At 57.3% G+C, this 16,348-nt stretch carries 20 protein-coding genes and 2 pseudogenes; 17 read left to right on the top strand and 5 right to left on the bottom strand.

Going from position 1 to position 16,348, the window contains the following annotated elements:
* The 11 genes from PY650_RS26410 (at nt 1) to PY650_RS26365 (ending at nt 8,757) form a co-directional block, all read left to right on the top strand.
* Nucleotides 1-216 carry a hypothetical protein gene (locus PY650_RS26410; RefSeq protein WP_285882546.1) on the top strand — a complete coding sequence of 72 codons (216 nt, stop codon included), beginning with the start codon at nt 1-3 and terminating at the stop codon, nt 214-216.
* Nucleotides 217-378, top strand: coding sequence for a hypothetical protein (locus PY650_RS26405; RefSeq protein ID WP_285882545.1), 162 nt, complete (start codon nt 217-219; stop codon nt 376-378).
* Nucleotides 375-1,463: a Rieske 2Fe-2S domain-containing protein gene (locus tag PY650_RS26400; protein ID WP_285882544.1), complete on the top strand. Its 1,089-nt coding sequence runs from the start codon at nt 375-377 to the stop codon at nt 1,461-1,463. Before PY650_RS26405 ends, PY650_RS26400 begins: the two co-directional genes overlap by 4 nt.
* Nucleotides 1,463-2,233, top strand: a complete 771-nt coding sequence (locus PY650_RS26395; RefSeq protein WP_285882543.1) for a hypothetical protein — start codon at nt 1,463-1,465, stop codon at nt 2,231-2,233. Before PY650_RS26400 ends, PY650_RS26395 begins: the two co-directional genes overlap by 1 nt.
* Nucleotides 2,230-2,439, top strand: a complete 210-nt coding sequence (locus PY650_RS26390) for a hypothetical protein (RefSeq protein WP_285882542.1) — start codon at nt 2,230-2,232, stop codon at nt 2,437-2,439. Before PY650_RS26395 ends, PY650_RS26390 begins: the two co-directional genes overlap by 4 nt.
* A gap of 340 nt (nt 2,440-2,779) precedes the next feature.
* Nucleotides 2,780-2,962 carry a sigma factor-like helix-turn-helix DNA-binding protein gene (locus tag PY650_RS37470; protein WP_432761588.1) on the top strand — a complete coding sequence of 61 codons (183 nt, stop codon included), beginning with the start codon at nt 2,780-2,782 and terminating at the stop codon, nt 2,960-2,962.
* Nucleotides 2,963-3,099: 137 nt separating this feature from the next.
* Nucleotides 3,100-3,255, top strand: coding sequence for a DUF2934 domain-containing protein (locus tag PY650_RS26385; RefSeq protein ID WP_285882541.1), 156 nt, complete (start codon nt 3,100-3,102; stop codon nt 3,253-3,255).
* Nucleotides 3,256-3,311: 56 nt separating this feature from the next.
* A complete protein-coding gene (locus tag PY650_RS26380) occupies nt 3,312-5,930 on the top strand; it encodes an MGH1-like glycoside hydrolase domain-containing protein (protein WP_285882540.1) in 2,619 nt (872 codons plus the stop codon).
* A gap of 257 nt (nt 5,931-6,187) precedes the next feature.
* Nucleotides 6,188-7,555: a 50S ribosomal protein L11 methyltransferase gene (locus PY650_RS26375; protein WP_285882539.1), complete on the top strand. Its 1,368-nt coding sequence runs from the start codon at nt 6,188-6,190 to the stop codon at nt 7,553-7,555.
* Nucleotides 7,556-7,591: 36 nt separating this feature from the next.
* On the top strand, nt 7,592-8,341 hold the full coding sequence (locus PY650_RS26370; protein ID WP_285882538.1) for a haloacid dehalogenase type II: 750 nt from the start codon (nt 7,592-7,594) through the stop codon (nt 8,339-8,341).
* On the top strand, nt 8,341-8,757 hold the full coding sequence (locus tag PY650_RS26365) for a CopD family protein (protein ID WP_285882537.1): 417 nt from the start codon (nt 8,341-8,343) through the stop codon (nt 8,755-8,757). The genes PY650_RS26370 and PY650_RS26365 overlap by 1 nt, the downstream gene beginning before the upstream one ends.
* A gap of 433 nt (nt 8,758-9,190) precedes the next feature.
* Here the strand turns inward: PY650_RS26365 and PY650_RS26360 are convergent, their stop codons facing one another.
* Nucleotides 9,191-9,889 carry a DUF1223 domain-containing protein gene (locus tag PY650_RS26360; RefSeq protein ID WP_285882536.1) on the bottom strand — a complete coding sequence of 233 codons (699 nt, stop codon included), beginning with the start codon at nt 9,887-9,889 and terminating at the stop codon, nt 9,191-9,193.
* A 174-nt stretch (nt 9,890-10,063) separates the two neighbouring features.
* Between PY650_RS26360 and PY650_RS26355 the strand changes: the two genes are divergently transcribed.
* Nucleotides 10,064-10,810: an alpha/beta hydrolase gene (locus PY650_RS26355; RefSeq protein ID WP_285882534.1), complete on the top strand. Its 747-nt coding sequence runs from the start codon at nt 10,064-10,066 to the stop codon at nt 10,808-10,810.
* Between the two features lie 51 nt (nt 10,811-10,861).
* Here the strand turns inward: PY650_RS26355 and PY650_RS26350 are convergent, their stop codons facing one another.
* From PY650_RS26350 to PY650_RS26340, 3 genes are read right to left on the bottom strand one after another with little or no spacing between them, the layout of a single operon-like run.
* A complete protein-coding gene (locus tag PY650_RS26350) occupies nt 10,862-11,164 on the bottom strand; it encodes a putative quinol monooxygenase (protein ID WP_285882533.1) in 303 nt (100 codons plus the stop codon).
* Between the two features lie 15 nt (nt 11,165-11,179).
* Entirely contained in the window at nt 11,180-11,986 is an 807-nt protein-coding gene (locus PY650_RS26345; protein ID WP_285882532.1) for an SDR family NAD(P)-dependent oxidoreductase, read from the bottom strand.
* Between the two features lie 34 nt (nt 11,987-12,020).
* Nucleotides 12,021-12,170 (bottom strand): hypothetical protein, encoded by a 150-nt coding sequence (locus PY650_RS26340; protein ID WP_285882531.1) that lies wholly within the window; start codon nt 12,168-12,170, stop codon nt 12,021-12,023.
* A 334-nt stretch (nt 12,171-12,504) separates the two neighbouring features.
* Between PY650_RS26340 and PY650_RS26335 the strand changes: the two genes are divergently transcribed.
* The 5 genes and pseudogenes from PY650_RS26335 (at nt 12,505) to PY650_RS26315 (ending at nt 15,487) form a co-directional block, all read left to right on the top strand.
* Nucleotides 12,505-13,119, top strand: a complete 615-nt coding sequence (locus tag PY650_RS26335) for a TetR/AcrR family transcriptional regulator (RefSeq protein ID WP_285882530.1) — start codon at nt 12,505-12,507, stop codon at nt 13,117-13,119.
* Between the two features lie 109 nt (nt 13,120-13,228).
* Entirely contained in the window at nt 13,229-13,786 is a 558-nt protein-coding gene (locus tag PY650_RS26330) for a sigma-70 family RNA polymerase sigma factor (protein ID WP_285882529.1), read from the top strand.
* A complete protein-coding gene (locus PY650_RS26325) occupies nt 13,783-14,418 on the top strand; it encodes an NrsF family protein (RefSeq protein ID WP_285882528.1) in 636 nt (211 codons plus the stop codon). Before PY650_RS26330 ends, PY650_RS26325 begins: the two co-directional genes overlap by 4 nt.
* Nucleotides 14,419-14,477: 59 nt before the next feature.
* Nucleotides 14,478-14,688, top strand: a pseudogene (locus tag PY650_RS26320) (aspartate aminotransferase family protein); the annotation flags it as partial.
* Between the two features lie 163 nt (nt 14,689-14,851).
* Nucleotides 14,852-15,487 (top strand): NrsF family protein, encoded by a 636-nt coding sequence (locus tag PY650_RS26315; RefSeq protein WP_349644516.1) that lies wholly within the window; start codon nt 14,852-14,854, stop codon nt 15,485-15,487.
* A gap of 7 nt (nt 15,488-15,494) precedes the next feature.
* Here PY650_RS26315 and PY650_RS26310 read toward each other — a convergent pair.
* Nucleotides 15,495-16,248: pseudogene (locus PY650_RS26310) on the bottom strand (methyl-accepting chemotaxis protein); the annotation flags it as partial.
* Nucleotides 16,249-16,348 lie beyond the last annotated feature (100 nt).

Below are 16,348 nucleotides of genomic sequence, written 5' to 3'. Positions count from 1 at the left end.
ATGTTTGATTCGACCGATCCGGTATCCGTGGGACTGATGCTGTGGGCGGGTATGGGCCTTGTCGTTGCTGCCGCATTTCTGCTTTACGGCTTCGACAAGGTCGATCCTGGCGCCCATGATGCGTATGCGGTAAGGCCCTTGCTTGTTCCTGGTCTTGTTCTCCTTTGGCCAGTCGTCATCTGGCGTTGGATAAGCCTTGCAAAAGGGGAGAGGTAGATGCAGCGCCGCCATCGTCGCGCCCATGCGGCAATCTGGACCGGACTTGCACTCGCTCTGCCGCTATTGCTTGCCATCATCTTTGCAAGCGCTCCGAAACTGCCGACCGACGCGCCGGCAATCCGTCTCGACGGCAAAGTCACTGAGGGGGCGCAACCATGACCGTATCCTACAAGCCGGTTATCTGGAACCGGACCAAAATGATCTACGACGGTGTCCTTTTCACCGGCATTGCAATCTATATTCTGATATTCCTGAAGGCGGGTCCGATGCTTTCGCCGGCGTTGCGCGATGTCGATCTTCCGACACAGCGGATGCGAGCTTTCGGGTCGCTGGCGCTGCTGATGCTCACGATCGTGCTGGCAATAGGACCACTCGCCCGCATCGATACACGCTTTATTCCGCTGCTCTACAACAGGCGTCACTTCGGCGTGATGACTGCGATCGTCGCCGCGACGCATGCCTATTACGTGCTCGGCTGGTATTTCTCCTACAGCCCGACCCATGAGCTGACGGCTCTTTTTACCAGCAATACCAGCTTCACCAGTATTGCAGGTTTTCCCTTTGAGCTTTTCGGCGTTTTTGCGCTCGTCATTCTGGCTATCCTCGCAGCGACCAGCCACGACTTTTGGCTCTCCTTCCTCACGCCGCCCTTGTGGAAGGCGATCCACATGAGCGTCTATTTCGCCTACGCGGCCGTCATACTGCATGTGGCGCTTGGCGCACTTCTCGATCGCCGCGATCTCGCTCTTGGGCTACTCCTGGTCGGTGGGTTGGTGCTGCTCTCAACGCTGCATCTGATCGCCGGGCGCCGCGAAGTTGAGTCCGATGCTGCCGCTTCGACCAAAGCGCCAGAGGAACCCTGGATCGTTGTCGGCGATCTCTCGGAGATTGCCGAGGGCAGGGCGATCATCGGCGCGTCTCCGGGCGGCGAACGCATCGCGGTGTTTCGCTCGAAGGGTGGCCTGTCGGCCGTGTCAAATGTCTGCTCGCACCAGAACGGACCGATCGGCGAGGGCAAGGTCGTTCTCGGTTTCATCACATGTCCATGGCATGGCTACCAATACCGCCTCGACGATGGCTGTTCGCCACCCCCATTCCGTGAGCGTATCCGTAAATATCGTGTCCAGCTTCGGGGATCGAGCGTGCTCGTCGATCCAGAACCATTGCCGCTCGGAACGAAACTGGAGCCGTTTCCCATCCCCGAAGAATTGATTGCCGCCCCTGCAAAGCAAGGAGAAGCATGATGCTGAAGCCAGCTGAACGCGGATTTTTCGTTGGCTATTTCAAGAAGGTACCGGCCGATGTCAGGGCACTGATGATCGGCTTCATCGTGTTCTTCATCGCCGGCATGGCGTCAGCTTCCGTGCTTCTGTCTGTCAACACCGATAGCCCTGGCGCGGGAAGTTATGCCGACGAACTTTATGGTGAGCATCTGATTGGCACGATGGAAGTCAAACCCTATCCGATATTGCGCGTTCCCGGGAATGGAACCGCGCCGCCACGCGCCATCATGCTGGCGGGTTCGGGCAAATTCGGTGTTGACGACCGAGCCCTGCCGCTTGCCGGCAAGGCTGCCCGGGTCGGCGGCATCTTCGTCAAGCGCGGAGATCTCGAAATGCTGCTCGTCGGCGGCGGCGATGAATTGAAGGCCGCCGACCAGCAAGGTTCCGCGGCTCCGGTGCTCTCGCCGCCACAGGATCTCGGGCGATGGCGGCTGACGGGCGAGATCTGCGACGGAAAATGCGGCGGTGGTGCGATGAAGCCGGGGACGGGCCTCGCGCACAAGGCTTGCGCCAATCTTTGTATTTCAGGCGGCGTCCCGCCGGTCTTCGTCTCCACCGCGCCGGTCGACGGCCGCATTTTCTTTATGCTCGCGTCGAAGGATGGTGGCCCGATGCCGGCGGCTCTTCTCGACAAGACCAGCGTCCCGGTGGTGCTTGAAGGAAATATCGAGCGGCGCGATGACCTCTTCATCTTCAAGGTCGAGCGCTTCGCTGACGGAGCTGGGGCATGACCGGTCACGTCTCAGGCTTTGGACGTCACTTGTTCGGGCTGTTGCTGGCAACGATCGCAGCAATGGTGATCTTTGCCATCTGGGAGTATGGCCTCGACTACCTCGACGGTACGCCGTTTGAAGAACTGCAATACGTGATCTTTGGCATGGTGGCGATCGGAGTGCTCTCCGGCCTGAACAGCGTGATGTCAAAGCTGATGCGGTAGTCGGGCACCGTCGCGATGGCAAAAGCGCTTTTCTCTAAAGTCCGTTGAATGATCGCGAACAATGACACTGTCGACGCATTCGCGCCAAGTGCTTGAAGAAGGCTTTCACAACTTTGGCGGTTCGCACTGCTGCTTTCTCTCGACCCAGCTGTCGCAGATCGTCCGGTCGAGGCAACATGCCGATGGCAAATAATTATCCGAAGCTCCCGCAAGAGAGCAGACAACAAGATATTCTGCTTCTAGAGCCGATCCATCTCGAGTGGCAAATTGAGAATCTGCTCCTCGTCGGTGGCGTCTCGGGTCCCGTGGACGTCAGTGGCAAGGACAATCTCACCCCGATATAACTTTTACTCGGATTGCGCGGCTTCCATTACAGCAGCGTTCTGCCGTGCTGCTTTCCAATCTTGAAGGCCTGGCCTACGGGCAGACAAATGAAATTCTGCAGACGACCATCAGAGACATCAATCATACGCTCCTTGCGGCAAGGCTGGCATTATTTACGCACGCCAGCACCAATCTGTAACGTTTTCCCTCGTTATTGCGAAAAGGATTGGCTCACCTTTTCTATGCCAAGGTGACGGTCATGAACCGATTTTAACTCTACTCCAGAAAGGCAGGTCACTGTGGAAGTTGATATCGAAGATACAACTAAGGAAATCGATGAGGAGCATATTCGCCATCATGCCCTATATGCTCTGGCTTGAAGACGGTCAGCCTGAGGGAAAGGCCGACGAGCATTGGCACCGGGCACGCGACGCCGCGAGCGCCAATGAAACGCCATCTCAGCCCAAGAGCTCGAAGAAGAAAGTCTCGTGATACATTCGGGCAGGAAACGACCTGCCCGAAACACTCTCGGCAAACGAGTTTAATCCATGACGCTGAAAACTTCAATATTCGAGACCGCCGAAGGCAAGCGTCTCCTCGAAACGGCCGATGGCGTTGGTTGGCGCCGGTGGGGACCCTATTTGGCGGAGCGCCAATGGGGAACCGTGCGAGAGGACTACAGTGCCAATGGTGATGCATGGAATGCGCTCACCTTTGACCAAGCTCGCAGCCGCGCCTATCGCTGGGGTGAAGACGGGATTGCCGGCTTTTGTGATGAGAGCATGCGCTGGTGCCTGGGATTGGCTTTGTGGAACGGCCAGGACACAATTCTCAAAGAGCGGTTGTTTGGTCTCAGCAACGAGCAGGGCAATCACGGTGAAGACGTCAAGGAGGTCTACCACTACCTCGACGCCACACCGACGCATTCCTACCAGAAGATGGTCTATCGCTACCCGCAGGATGCCTTTCCCTATGAGGAACTGGTACGCGTTAACGGACAACGCTCGCGGTTGGAGCCGGAGTACGAACTTGCCGACACCGGTATTTTTGCCGACGGGCGCTTTTTTGATGTCACGGTCGAATACGCCAAGGCAGCACCCGATGACATCCTGATGCGGATATCGGTCAAGAATGCTGCACGCAGCGCCGCTCGCATCCACGTCCTCCCCCACATCTGGGCACGAAACACATGGTCATGGAAACCCGGCAGTGAACGCCCGATCCTCAATGCGACTGCATCGGGCGACGTGCTTGCGTTCCGTGCCGGCAAGAAGACGTGGCGCTTTAGCAACGACAGTGGTGGGGAGTTGCTGTTTTGTGAAAACGAAACCAACGCGCCTCTTTTGTTTGGATCGCCGGGACTTGGCCCGTTCAAGGATGGCATCAACGATTACGTCGTCAACGGGGCGAAGACCGCCGTCAGCACCGACGGGCACGGCACCAAGGCGGCGGCACGCGTATTTCTTGATCTGCCGGCTCTAGGGAGCCGCGAGATCCGGATACGCTGGCGCCCGGACGGCATTGCAAACGAACCTTTCGAAGATTTCGGCGTGATCTTCAACCAGCGCATCGCGGAGGCAAACGAATTTTACGAAGTTGTGCAAGCCGGTATCCGTGATGCAGATGCGCGCAAAATCCATCGGCAGGCGGTCGCGGGCATGCTTTGGTCAAAGCAGGTTTATTACTTTGACGTTCCGATCTGGCTGGCCGGGGACCCGGCTCAGCCAACGCCGCCAACCGAGCGGCTAAAGGGCCGAAACGCCGACTGGCGCCATCTCAACAATGCCGACGTCATCTCGATGCCAGATACATGGGAATATCCTTGGTATGCGGCCTGGGATCTTGCTTTCCATTGTGTATCGCTGGCTCTGGTCGATCCGGGTTTTGCCAAAGACCAGCTCGTTCTTTTCACACGCGAATGGTTCATGCATCCAAACGGCCAACTCCCAGGCTACGAGTGGGAGTTCGGCGATGTCAATCCGCCGGTTCATGCCTGGGCGGCGCTCAAGGTCTATCAGACGGACCGTAGCCATACCGGTGTCGCCGATACCGATTTTCTCAAGCGGATATTCCACAAGCTGATGCTGAACTTTACCTGGTGGGTCAACCGCAAGGACAGTGGGGGCCGGAATATCTTTCAGGGAGGCTTTCTCGGTCTCGATAACATCAGTCCGTTCAATCGCTCGGAAATCCTGCCGGACGGCGCGTCGATCGACCAGGCCGACGGCACGGCCTGGATGGCTATGTATGCGCTAAACCTCATGCGCATTGCGCTCGAACTGTCGATGACGGACCCGGTCTACGAGGATGTAGCGACAAAATTCTTCGAGCATTTCCTCTCGATCGCCGGCGCGATGGCTGACGTAGCAGGCAGTGGGCAAAGCCTTTGGCACGAAGCAGACGGCTTTTTCTACGACACGCTGCATATAAGAGGAGGCCAGATCCAGGCAATTCCAGCGAGGTCGATGGTCGGACTCATCCCGATCTTTGCAGTCGAGGTCCTAGATCAGGCGATGCTCGACAAAGTTCCGGAGTTTTCGAAACGCCTGCACTGGTTCCTTCAGCACCGGCCGCAGCTTGCAAACTTGGTTCCCAAATGGACCGAGCCGGGATCAGGCGAGCGCACCCTTCTTTCGTTGTTACATGGCGATCGGCTGAAGGACCTTCTTCGCCGCATGCTCGATCCGGAGGAGTTCCTATCGGATTTCGGCGTGCGATCCATGTCGAAAGCCCATCTTGCGGCCCCATGTGATCTTGCGTTTGCCGGTATGCGCTTTGACGCCGCCTATACGCCCGGTGAGTCCGTGAACGGACTCTTCGGAGGCAACTCGAATTGGCGAGGGCCGATCTGGATGCCGGTCAACTTTCTGCTCATCGACTGCCTGCGGAAGTTCCACGCCTACTTTGGCGACGGTTACCGCGTGGAATGCCCTGTCGGTTCGGGTGTAATGCTCAATCTCGCCGGTGTCGCGGATGAACTAAACCGGCGCCTTCAACGGCTCTTCGTGGCGGACGCCAATGGGTACCGGACCTCGCTGTCGTCAAGCTCGGTGATTGATGATCACCTGCTGTTCCACGAGTATTTTCATGGCGATACCGGCGAGGGCCTCGGCGCGTCCCATCAAACTGGCTGGACCGCGCTTATTGCCAATCTCATCCGATGGTGACGTTGTCCTCCTTGGACGTCGCGATTGATCGCAACCACGGCCGAAACGGCGATCGAATTTTGGAAGGTGGCCCGCGGATAATGGGGAGGATGCGATTGCTGCTTGGAGGTCGTTCGAGGCAGGTCTGCAGGCGTTGGAGCAACCACCCCCGCCATGGGCAAACGACGCACAGCAATTATTTTTTCCAGCGACTGTAACGAAGCGGGTTTCGCCAGCGAAGTCGGACGAGAATCGACCTTGCCGCTTGGGGACATTTGATGACGGCTGAAAATTTGCAACAAGACCACTCGAAGGCGCGCGAATTCTTAAATGACGCGATGACATTTCATGCCTCCGGCGATCTCGACCGCGCAGAGCAGTATTATGTCGAGGTGCTGAACCATGGCTATCGGATCGCGGACATTTTGCCGTTGCTCGCCGGCGTAGTGGGCGCAAAGGGAAAGTACGAGGCTGCGATCGCTTACTGGAACGACCTGCTTCAGATCCGACCCGACCACCCGGTTGCGCTTCTGGAAAAGGGCGCGCTGCATCTGAAGGTCGGAGACGCGGAGAAAGCAGTCAATTGCTTCGAGGCTGCCACTTTGGGGTCCCCGGACAATATGCTTGCACTGAACAATCTCGCCGTCGCGCTTACTCAAGCCAATCGACAGCACGACGCTCTTGAGAAGTTCCGCATCCTGGTGCGCCATCAACCGACAAACGTCCTGGCTCGACATCAGGTTCGTCGCTTGACGTCACGGATCGTGCCGTTCTGGCATATTCCCATGCTGAACGACACTCGACGGAATGACGCCTTCGAAGCGGCCATTGTAAAAGCAATCGCCGAGCGAGGGCCGGACGCGCGCGTTCTTGATATCGGCACCGGCAGTGGGCTCCTGTCGTTGATGGCTGCCAGAGCTGGGGCAAAACAAGTCGTCACCTGCGAGGTCGTGCCGGTGATCGCGGCAACTGCAAAAGAGATTGTCGAGCAGAATGGCTTTTCTGATCGTATCGTCGTCCTTAACAAGAGCTCCTCCGAACTGGTCGTCGGCCAGGATATCAATCGGCGCGCCGATATCCTTGTCTCCGAGATCCTGTCCAGCGACCTTCTTGCCGAAGACGTCCTCACCACCTTCGAGGATGCGCGCAAGCGTTTGATCAACGAGGACGCGCTCGTCATTCCGCGCCGCGCGACTGCGGTCGGGTGTCTTGTGCAGAGTGAAATCTTGACCAAATATGCCTTTGTCGATCAGGTCTCAGGGTTCGATGTTTCTGGCTTCGCATCGCTCGCGCCGAACAAGCTTCCGGTGCACGGGACGATGACGGAATGGAAGCGGTTGTCACACGATGTCGATCTCCAGGTGATCGATCTCACCGGCACGATCCACAGCGAGGAATACCGCGTGATCGACATTCCCGTCGTTTCCGATGGAATGGCGGCCGGCATGGTGCAATGGCTGAAAATCGATCTTGCCGAAGGGATAGAATTTGAGAACCACCCTGACGATTATTCTGACGGAGGATGGCTGCAGATCCTGCATCCTTTCCTCGCGCCGGTACCTGTCCAGGAAGGTTCGACATTCAGGGTCATCGTCGGTCACGATCGAAGCAGTCTGATTGTCATGGCGGCGCCGATCACCGACTGAAACGACCTGCAATCCAAGTTCACGAGAGGAAAGTTGGTGCAACAAAAGATCAAGGCGGTCGTCTTCGATGCCTACGGCACGCTTTACGATGTCCAGTCGGTCGAGCAAGCGGTAGAGGTTGCCTTTCCAGGCTACGGGAGCCTGATCACCGCCATATGGCGAATAAAGCAGCTTGAATATACCTGGCTGACGTCGCTGATGGGCAGATACGAGGACTTTTGGGACCTGACGAAGCGTGCCCTTGATTATACGCTTCGTTCGCTTCATCTGGAGGCGGACGCGGGACGTGTCGAACAGATCGCCGCCGCCTATCTCAGTCTACGGCCTTATGATGACGCGCGAAATTGTCTGGATCGGCTGGCGCCGCAGAAGCTTGCTATACTTTCGAACGGCAGCCCGGCGATGCTTTCCGATCTGGTAAAGAACTCCAGCTTCGACCGATTTTTCGATCGCATTTTGAGCGTCGATAGAAAACGGGTATTCAAACCTGCTGCGGACGCCTATGCCTTGGTCGGGGAGGAGCTCGGCGTAACGCCCGACGAGGTGGTCTTCGTGTCGTCGAATGGCTTTGATATTTGCGGCGCAAAGAATTTCGGTTTCACGGTCGTGCGCGTTGCGCGCTCGACCGATCGAGCCTTGGATGATCTCCCTTTGAAGGTTGATGAACGTGCATTGTTCGATCTTCTGCGTGGTCAGGCTGAAACGCTGGATCACTCGGCAGATGTGACGGTGCGTTCGTTGGCCGAGATCCCCAAGCTGTTCGGCGATCAGGGACGGAGCGTCTGATGTATCTCTATGTCAAGGCCGTTCATGTCTTTGCCGTCATTCTCTTCATTGCGGGGATACTTGCCACGGCATTTGCTTTGCGCACAGTGACGACGATGCCGCATGACACAGGCGCCGCCCGCCGGTTCGGGGAAATCGTTCTCCGGTGGGACGGGCTGGTGACGACCCCGGCGCTTGCCGTCATCTGGGTTGCAGGCCTCACGATGGCTTTCGGTGCCGGTTGGAGTACGTCGCTCTGGCTTCTGTTGAAGTTGGTTCCAGCCGCGCTCCTGACCGGTTTACATACCATCCAAGGGATCGCTTTGAAGCGTCAGCTTCAGGCGGTGCATACGACCGCGCTGATCACATGGGCGCCGCTTGCGATCCTTCTCGCCTTTGCAGCGATCGACTGGCTGGCCGTCACCAAACCTTTCTGACGTGATCTCACGGCCTGTTCTGACTGGCACGTGTCCGCGAGGTCAGGGACGTGTGCCAGAGGGTTCAAAAGGCGGAACGTGCCGACGCCTTGCGAAAAGCCCATCCGCCGTCCTGTTGGTTCGATCCCATCTCGATATCGGGCTCCGCGGCGAGCCTGCATAGCCGGTGGGCCATGGCAGGGCTGACCAGCAACCCATCAAATGTACCCGATAAAAGAGCAGACAGACGCTCTTCTCGCCAGGTCTTTGACTTGACTGTTTCGCCGCTTTCCGCGAGTGCGATCGGGAAAAATCGAGCGACAGCATTCCTTGCCTCTTCGAGAGTTAGGCTTCTCAGCCAGATGGTGGTGCCGCCATCCATCGTTGAGGATGTAGCTCGAAGCCAAGGTCTGGCCGCCCATCACAACAATCGGCCTCGGCTTTGCAACGGCAGTTAATCAGTGATTGCCGAGAGGATCCTTCCGCCGTTAACCTTTTGCACCAGCACTGCGGTTTTCAAGCCAACATCGGGAATTGGAAGGGGGAAAGACGTCTTAGTTCCGTCCCAGGTTCCGAGCCTAACCAGTCGACGAACGACATGCGTATGCTGAAGTGTGGCACCGCCGTTTTCTCCTCGTGCAACCGGCACCGCCTCGACGCGCGGATCATAGCGCACCAGCCATACATCGGCATTGCCGGCGTCGGAGCCCGATCCGACTTCGATATGGTCTTTGTTGAACGCGAGTGCGGGACCATTCAATGGAGGTGTTTCGGCGAGCAGCGACTCGACTTCGGGAAGGCTATTTCCGACAGCCGTCGTCGCGCCGTTGAAAACCATTTGCGGTGTGTAGGGACCGGCCTGTCTCAGGGCAGGCTCATAGGTCACTTGCCGTTCTGTAAACTCCGGCTTTCCGTACGTGTCCTTCCAGCCGAGATAGTCCCAGTAGGTCACGGAGAAGCTCAGTGCGAGAACATACTTCCGGTTGCTGATCTTGATGAGGTTGGCATTGGCCGGAGGGCAGGACGAGCAACCTTGGCTGGTGAATAATTCCACAACGGTTGGCTGCCGGTCTGCAGCCGCGACAGGCATTGCCGCAGTTGCTGCCAATGAAGGAAAAAGCATAATGCTGCCGATCCTGAGGAAAAAATTCATGGTGCGACTCCCGATCGATACCGCGCCGGACGATCCGTGCGGTGACAGAAGTTCGCTCAAGTAACGGGCATCGTTACACCTTCACGTATTAGTGATCGGAACGTGGCGATGTAACGGCAGTTCATCGGCGCGCGTATTTGGCGACGGTACAAATCAATGTCCGAGGAAGAAATCATGAACCTATTCCGCCCCATGCTCCTTGCCGTTGCCCTGGCCAACGGTCCTGCCTTGGCTGATCCGGCTTTTGCCCAACCGATATCGTTTGATGCTAAGGACGGCGTGAAAGTGTACGGAGACTTCCGCCAGGCTGAGGGCCGGTCGCGCGGGACAATTCTTCTGTTTCATATGGCCGGCTCCAACAAGAGCGAATATGCACCGCTGGCGCCGGTTCTCAACAAGGCCGGGTTCACCACCTTGGCCATCGACCAACGCTCCGGCGGCGATCTCTGGGGCGACGTCAACAAAACCACTGCACACGCTAAAGGCGGCTCGGATTTCGCCGACGCAATTCCTGATCTTGAGGCCGCCGTCACCTACGCCAGTCTGCAACACGAAGGACCAATCGCTCTTTGGGGTTCCAGTTATTCGTCAGCGCTTGTGTTCGTCGTCGCCGCTCGTCACCCTGAGGTGAAAGCGCTCCTTGCCTTTTCACCGGCCGAATATATTCAGGGCTATTCTATCGCGAAGGAGGCGGCCAAGCTTTCGATTCCGGTCTTTATCACTTCGGCGCCCGACGGTGGTGAGATATCGAGCGGTCGGGCGCTGGCGAAAGCGGTGCCCGATCACAGGGCGATTCAATATATACCGAAGAACGGCGTCCACGGATCGTCGACGCTTCGTATCGACGAGGATCCGCAAGGAGCCTCGGAAAACTGGAAGCACGTTATGGCTTTTCTCGACCGCGCCTTTCCGCGGACCTGACCTGTCAATCGACCGGAGCCGGCTTCGGGCGCCGGCTCAGGAGTGGGTGTTTCAGCCGGGAAGGTGATCGGCCAATACGTCGGGCTGTTTGATCTCCAGCGGCCCCTCGAAGAGCTCGTCATATTTTGCCATCAGCGCCGCTGCGATCTGGCCCTGCAGATGAGCCTGACGCCCCTCGTCTCCTTCGAACGCATCAAAGATGGCGAAGGTCGACGTATCGAAACGAACCGCAAACCATGCGACCGTCAATGGTTCCTGCTCAGCCAGCGTCTGTGCGCTCTTAAGGAAGGCCGCAACCTCTTCCTCCTTGCCGGACTTGGCTTTCAATTGAACAAACAATGCAACCTTGGTCATGATCATCTCCTCTTTTTAGAGCGCCGAATGGCCGCTGACGGCCTCTTCGAGTGCGGATTTCATCGTTAGGAATCGGTCGTCGACCGCGGCGGGATTGTCGCGATTGGCCGCAATCATTTTGGCACGAGCCTCGCCGCCGCGGACGACTTCAAAAGCGTCGGTCTCGATGCCATCGATCAAAGCGTCCGCCACCGCCCCTGCGGGCTCTCGCGTGAACCCGAGCTCTGGTCCGGCCTTGGAAGATTGCATCATCGGCGTATCGGTTGCCCCGGGATAAAGCGTCAACACGTGGATGCCTTCACCTTTCAATTCGCGGCGCAACGCCTCGCCAAAACGTGAAAGGCCTGCTTTTACTGCGGCGTAGGTCGTGTAAAACGGTGCACCGATCAAGGCGATACCAGACGTCACGTTGACAATCAGCCCCTCGCCGGACGCGCGCAAATGAGGAAGGGCTGCCTGCGTCAGGAGGATCGGGGCGACAAGATCAACCTCTACCATCGTCCTTATCTCCTCCTCGGTCGTCTTTTCCAGGCGTCCCGCGCGAACGCCGCCGGCATTGTTCACCAGGATATCCAGGCCGCCAAGGATCTCAATTGCCCTATCGAGCGACAAGGCTCGCCCCTCGGCCGCGGCAATGTCGGCACAAAAGCCAGAAGCTGGCAGACCGCCCGCTTGAAGATCTTTCACCGCTTGGGAGAGCCGTTCGGCATTTCGTCCAGTAATGACGACACGCGCACCCTTGCCAAGCAAGGCCCGAGCGATAGCGAATCCGATACCACTGGATCCGCCGGTGACGAGAACACGTTTTCCTTCCAGATTCATAACTTGACCTCGCTTGGTTTATTTTCGGTTCGGTTCATGCCGCCTTGGAAGCCCGAAGCGCCTCGACAATCGCCTCCGGAGCCAGACGCTTGCGGTAGTCCGTTTCCGCGTGAGCGAGCTGGACGCGACCATTGCTGCCGATGAGGACCGCCTGCGAGCGTCTCCAGCAGCGAAACTGGTTCACCCGTGGCGCCCGGAAGGGAGAATTCCGGAGCCAGATCCCCAGGCTTTGGAACGCGATCGAACGGAAAGGCCGCGGTCAGTTTTTCGATCTTTGAATTCAAAAACGCGGCGGCACCGGGAGGTGCGCTTGCTTCAAACTCTGCGTAGGAGTCAGCCAGCTCCCGCTCAAGGCACATTTTCATTCATCCCTCTTCATGTTGGACACACAACCGCAATCGGAACCGTACGCATCCGTGATTGGCGCACGATTGCGTTTTAAATCAATCGTTATAAAACGTATCTCTGAAAGTTCCAGTTATGCTGGAAGCACGATCAAATTTCTGAGAGTTGATTCCATGGCCAGACCGAGAGAATTCGATGAAGCAAAGGTGTTGGAGTTGGCTGTCGAGCATTTCTGGGAACGGGGATACGAGGCGACGTCGATCCGCGATTTGGCTCAAGCAATGGGATTGACCACGGCCAGTGTCTATAACGCCTTCGGCGACAAGCGCGCCGTTTATCGGCGCGCACTGGATTTCTATATCGAGCGCAGTTTTGGTGATCGGGTCGGGCGGTTCGAATCAAAGCCACCGCTGCTCGCCGTCAAAGCGTTTTTTGATGAAATCATCGATCGATCGCTCAGCGATGTTAAACGCAAGGGCTGCATGTTGGTGAACTCCGCGCTTGAAGTGGCACCACATGACGAGGAATTTCAAAGGGTCGTGGCGGAGGTACTGGTGCAAGTGGAAGGCTTTTTTCGACGCTGCGTGGATAGGGGCCAGGAGGATGGAACGATAAGCAACCGGCAGGCCGCGTCCGATCTTGCAGGAACACTTCTGAGTACATTGCTTGGCATTCGTGTCCTTGCGCGCACGCGGCCTGAGAGAAAACTCCTTGAGGGTCTCATCAAACCCGTCCTCGGTCTGCTTGAACCCGTCGGATCATCCCGCTTGGAATGGGCAGTACCATGAGGATATGCCCATTTTTCGAATTTCATTTCGCCATGGGTGCAGCCATCAAAAAAAAACGGCAGTCCTCGTGTAACGATTCCTCTTTTCCTCTCGAAATAGAGCGTATCGGATGAACAACCCAGCGCGTGAACAAGAATGGGCTTCCTGGATGCGATCCGCAATTGCGGGCGATGGTAGAGCCTATCAAAAATTACTGATAGCCGTGACGCCCCATCTGCGTGTGATGGCCCGTAGACGGTGCGAGCAGTATGGCGCGCCGACAAGTGAGGCTGAGGACGTGGTACAGGAAGTGTTGCTGGCTATACATCTGAAACGCGGTACCTGGGACCCGTCTCGACCTCTGGGGCCGTGGATGGCTGCACTCGTTCGTAACAAATTGATCGACAGCCTTCGCAGACGAGGCCGACAGGCGAGCGTTCCGCTGGAGGACGTTATCGCGATACTCGAAAGCGAGGAGCGACTGGACGCTGGCGATCGTATGGATGTCGAGCAGATCCTGGCGCGCCTCAAAGATCCCCAGCGGACGATTGTACGATCGATCTCCATCGAAGGTTCGAGTGTCCGCGAAACAGCGGCACGTCTGAAGATGACCGAAGTCGCCGTTCGTGTGGCGCTCCATCGCGCTTTGAAAGCGTTATCGGCCTTGTACTCGGAGGGGGCCAGATGAAGACAGATCATCTTATTGAGCTGATCGTGCAGGATGCGCCCGTTCGTTCCAACCTGACCCATATGCTTCAGCAGGCGACAATCGCCTCGATCCTGATCGTCGCGATCGCCTTTTTCTTTGCTATCGGTTTCCGCCCCGATATCGACAATGCGATGGAAACCGCACGCTTCCTGTTCAAATTCGTGATCACCATCGCGCTGGCGGCAACCGGCAGCATTGCGATGTTCCGAATTGGCAAGCCGGGCGTACCCCTAAAGTTATCGGCCTGGAGCCTATTAATACCCTTGATATTTGCGGCCGGCGCGGCAATCGTCGAGCTATCGGTAATGCCTGCGGCAACTTGGGGAGCGCGCATGATCGGGCATAACTCCAGGCTCTGTCTGACGATTATTCCCTTGCTTTCGATAGGACCGCTCGCATGTTTCCTGCTCGCACTTCGCCACGGTGCTCCGACGCGACCGGGGCTTGCGGGCGCCATCGCTGGATTGGCTTCCGCCGGGATTGCAGCCACGTTCTATGCCGCGAACTGCAACGATGACAGTCCGCTTTTCGTCCTGCTTTGGTATCCGATTGCCATATCGGCCGTGGTGGCGACCGGAGCTTTGGTCGGTCGCAGTCTTCTACGGTGGTAGGTTTATATGCCTGTCGCCAGGACGCGAATGAAGATGACTGACTTGATCCCGCGGAAATCATGACGACAACAACACATACAAATGAACAATCGCTCTCTAACTTCTGGATGCCGCTTAAGGCGAACCGACAATTCAAGGCCGCGCCCCGAATGCTCGCCGCGGCCAAGGGCATGTTTTTCGAGGATCGGGATGGCCGGAAAATCCTCGACGGGACTGCGCGAATCCATCGCTGACGCGGTTCACCGACAGCTTATGGAACTCGACTTTGCTCAGAGATCGTGACCACCTTGAGCCACGTCCTGCGGTCGATCACGTGAACCCCGTGGGAGACAGTGAGGCGCTTGATGCGTTGAGGGGAAGCTCTCATATATATGGGTAAAGTGTAGATCAATGTGAGCCGCGGGTAGCGGATCATCTAGTAGGGATTGCCCTGTTGAACACCGAAGACTTGATAAACCTGATAGCGCAGGACACGCGGCGCCCCATAAACCCTGCCCACCTATTATCGGGCGCCGTTGCCGTCGGAGCTCTGATTTCCGGCGCAGCCTTCTTTTTAACGCTGGGGTTTCGGCACGATATTTCCCAGGCGATCGAAACGGTGAGATTTTGCTTCAAGTTTGTTGTGACGCTCTCCCTATTTGCTGCCGCAGCGCCGCTGGTAGATCCGGCAATTCGCCCAGGCAGGGATCTCGGCAGGCGGCGCTGGTTGCTTCTTGTCGCGCCGATTCTATTGTTGTCGGCGACCGTTATCGAGTTACTGGTCACGCCATCTAATCTTTGGGTGCCCAAGTTGATCGGCCATAATGCCTTGCATTGCCTGACAATCATTCCGGCCTTGTCTGCTTTTCCCGGTTTCTTCCTCTTTCTCGCCATGCGCCAAGGCGCTCCTGGAAATCCTGGGGCCGCGGGCGCACTGGCGGGTCTCGTCTCCGTCGGGATTGCGGCGACGCTTTATGCATCCAACTGCTTCGATGACAGCCCGCTGTTCGTGGCCACCTGGTATCCGCTTGCAACGCTGATCGTGGTGACCATCGGATATTTCGCGGGCAAACGGTTTTTACGCTGGTAACGCGGCGCTAGGCCGCCGCCAGGCGCCTGCGATTCATCCCTGTTGCGGCGTCTTTTCGAGCGATTGAAAACTGAGCCAGGAGCACATTGAGGTTTTCGGCCTGCTGAGCCGGAGTGCGGCTGGCGTCCCTCGTCTGCTGGACCATCGTCGCATTATAGTGCGTCGCGCGATCCATTACATTGACGGCTGCGTTGATCTCCTGCAGGGCTGTTGACTGTTTTCGAGCGGCCGCGACAATCGCGGTGACATGCAGGGTAATCTCACGCACTTCACCGACGATGTTTTCAAGTGCAGCGCCGGTTTCGTTCACGAGCGATACCCCCGATCGAACCTGAATGCTCGACGACGTGATCAGATCTTTGATCTGTTTGACGGAGACAGCCCAACGCTGGACCAACTCGCGTACTTCCTGTGTGACAATGGCGAAGCCCTTACCGGCTTCTCCGGCCCGAGCGGCCTCCACCCCCGCATTCAGTGTAAGAAGGTTTGTTTGGATGCGATTTCGTCGATAAGCGAAATAATCCCCGTAATCTCGAGAGAGGATTTTTCGATTTTGTGGATCGTTGCCACGGCTTAGCATACCACGTTGCCGGAATTTTCCGCCCCCACCCGGGTCCGTTCAACAAGCTTCCCCGCCTCTTCGGCTCGGCCCGTAGAATCCTGACGGCATTCGTAATTAGCCCCAGGGCGGCAGCGGTTTGCCCAATCGAGGCCGCCTGCTGCTCGGTTCGCCGCGAAAGGTCGCCAGCGGCGTTCCGCATGCATGAAGGTCTTCATCTAAAGGATCACAAACTAGTGATCACGGCGTCGGTAACGAACCAACAGCCATCTGCGAACTCTTTGTGCGTTCAACGAGAGCGT

It is taken from the genome of Martinezella calliandrae (assembly GCF_030272695.1).
Lineage (GTDB): Bacteria > Pseudomonadota > Alphaproteobacteria > Rhizobiales > Rhizobiaceae > Rhizobium > Rhizobium calliandrae.
The sequence above is the reverse complement of the archived record's forward strand: the minus strand, read 5'-3'. Positions and strand labels throughout refer to the sequence as shown.

What these genes read in the sequence shown, in the direction of transcription:
- PY650_RS26390 (WP_285882542.1), top strand. Translation starts at nt 2,230, where the DNA reads ATGACCGGTCACGTCTCAGGCTTTGGACGTCACTTGTTCGGGCTGTTG.
- PY650_RS26335 (WP_285882530.1), top strand. Translation starts at nt 12,505, where the DNA reads ATGGCCAGACCGAGAGAATTCGATGAAGCAAAGGTGTTGGAGTTGGCT.
- PY650_RS26345 (WP_285882532.1), bottom strand. Translation starts at nt 11,986, where the DNA reads ATGAATCTGGAAGGAAAACGTGTTCTCGTCACCGGCGGATCCAGTGGT.
- PY650_RS26395 (WP_285882543.1), top strand. Translation starts at nt 1,463, where the DNA reads ATGCTGAAGCCAGCTGAACGCGGATTTTTCGTTGGCTATTTCAAGAAG.
- PY650_RS26375 (WP_285882539.1), top strand. Translation starts at nt 6,188, where the DNA reads ATGACGGCTGAAAATTTGCAACAAGACCACTCGAAGGCGCGCGAATTC.
- PY650_RS26410 (WP_285882546.1), top strand. Translation starts at nt 1, where the DNA reads ATGTTTGATTCGACCGATCCGGTATCCGTGGGACTGATGCTGTGGGCG.
- PY650_RS26325 (WP_285882528.1), top strand. Translation starts at nt 13,783, where the DNA reads ATGAAGACAGATCATCTTATTGAGCTGATCGTGCAGGATGCGCCCGTT.
- PY650_RS26380 (WP_285882540.1), top strand. Translation starts at nt 3,312, where the DNA reads ATGACGCTGAAAACTTCAATATTCGAGACCGCCGAAGGCAAGCGTCTC.
- PY650_RS26365 (WP_285882537.1), top strand. Translation starts at nt 8,341, where the DNA reads ATGTATCTCTATGTCAAGGCCGTTCATGTCTTTGCCGTCATTCTCTTC.
- PY650_RS26360 (WP_285882536.1), bottom strand. Translation starts at nt 9,889, where the DNA reads ATGAATTTTTTCCTCAGGATCGGCAGCATTATGCTTTTTCCTTCATTG.
- PY650_RS26385 (WP_285882541.1), top strand. Translation starts at nt 3,100, where the DNA reads ATGAGGAGCATATTCGCCATCATGCCCTATATGCTCTGGCTTGAAGAC.
- PY650_RS26405 (WP_285882545.1), top strand. Translation starts at nt 217, where the DNA reads ATGCAGCGCCGCCATCGTCGCGCCCATGCGGCAATCTGGACCGGACTT.
- PY650_RS26330 (WP_285882529.1), top strand. Translation starts at nt 13,229, where the DNA reads ATGAACAACCCAGCGCGTGAACAAGAATGGGCTTCCTGGATGCGATCC.
- PY650_RS26355 (WP_285882534.1), top strand. Translation starts at nt 10,064, where the DNA reads ATGAACCTATTCCGCCCCATGCTCCTTGCCGTTGCCCTGGCCAACGGT.
- PY650_RS26350 (WP_285882533.1), bottom strand. Translation starts at nt 11,164, where the DNA reads ATGACCAAGGTTGCATTGTTTGTTCAATTGAAAGCCAAGTCCGGCAAG.
- PY650_RS26400 (WP_285882544.1), top strand. Translation starts at nt 375, where the DNA reads ATGACCGTATCCTACAAGCCGGTTATCTGGAACCGGACCAAAATGATC.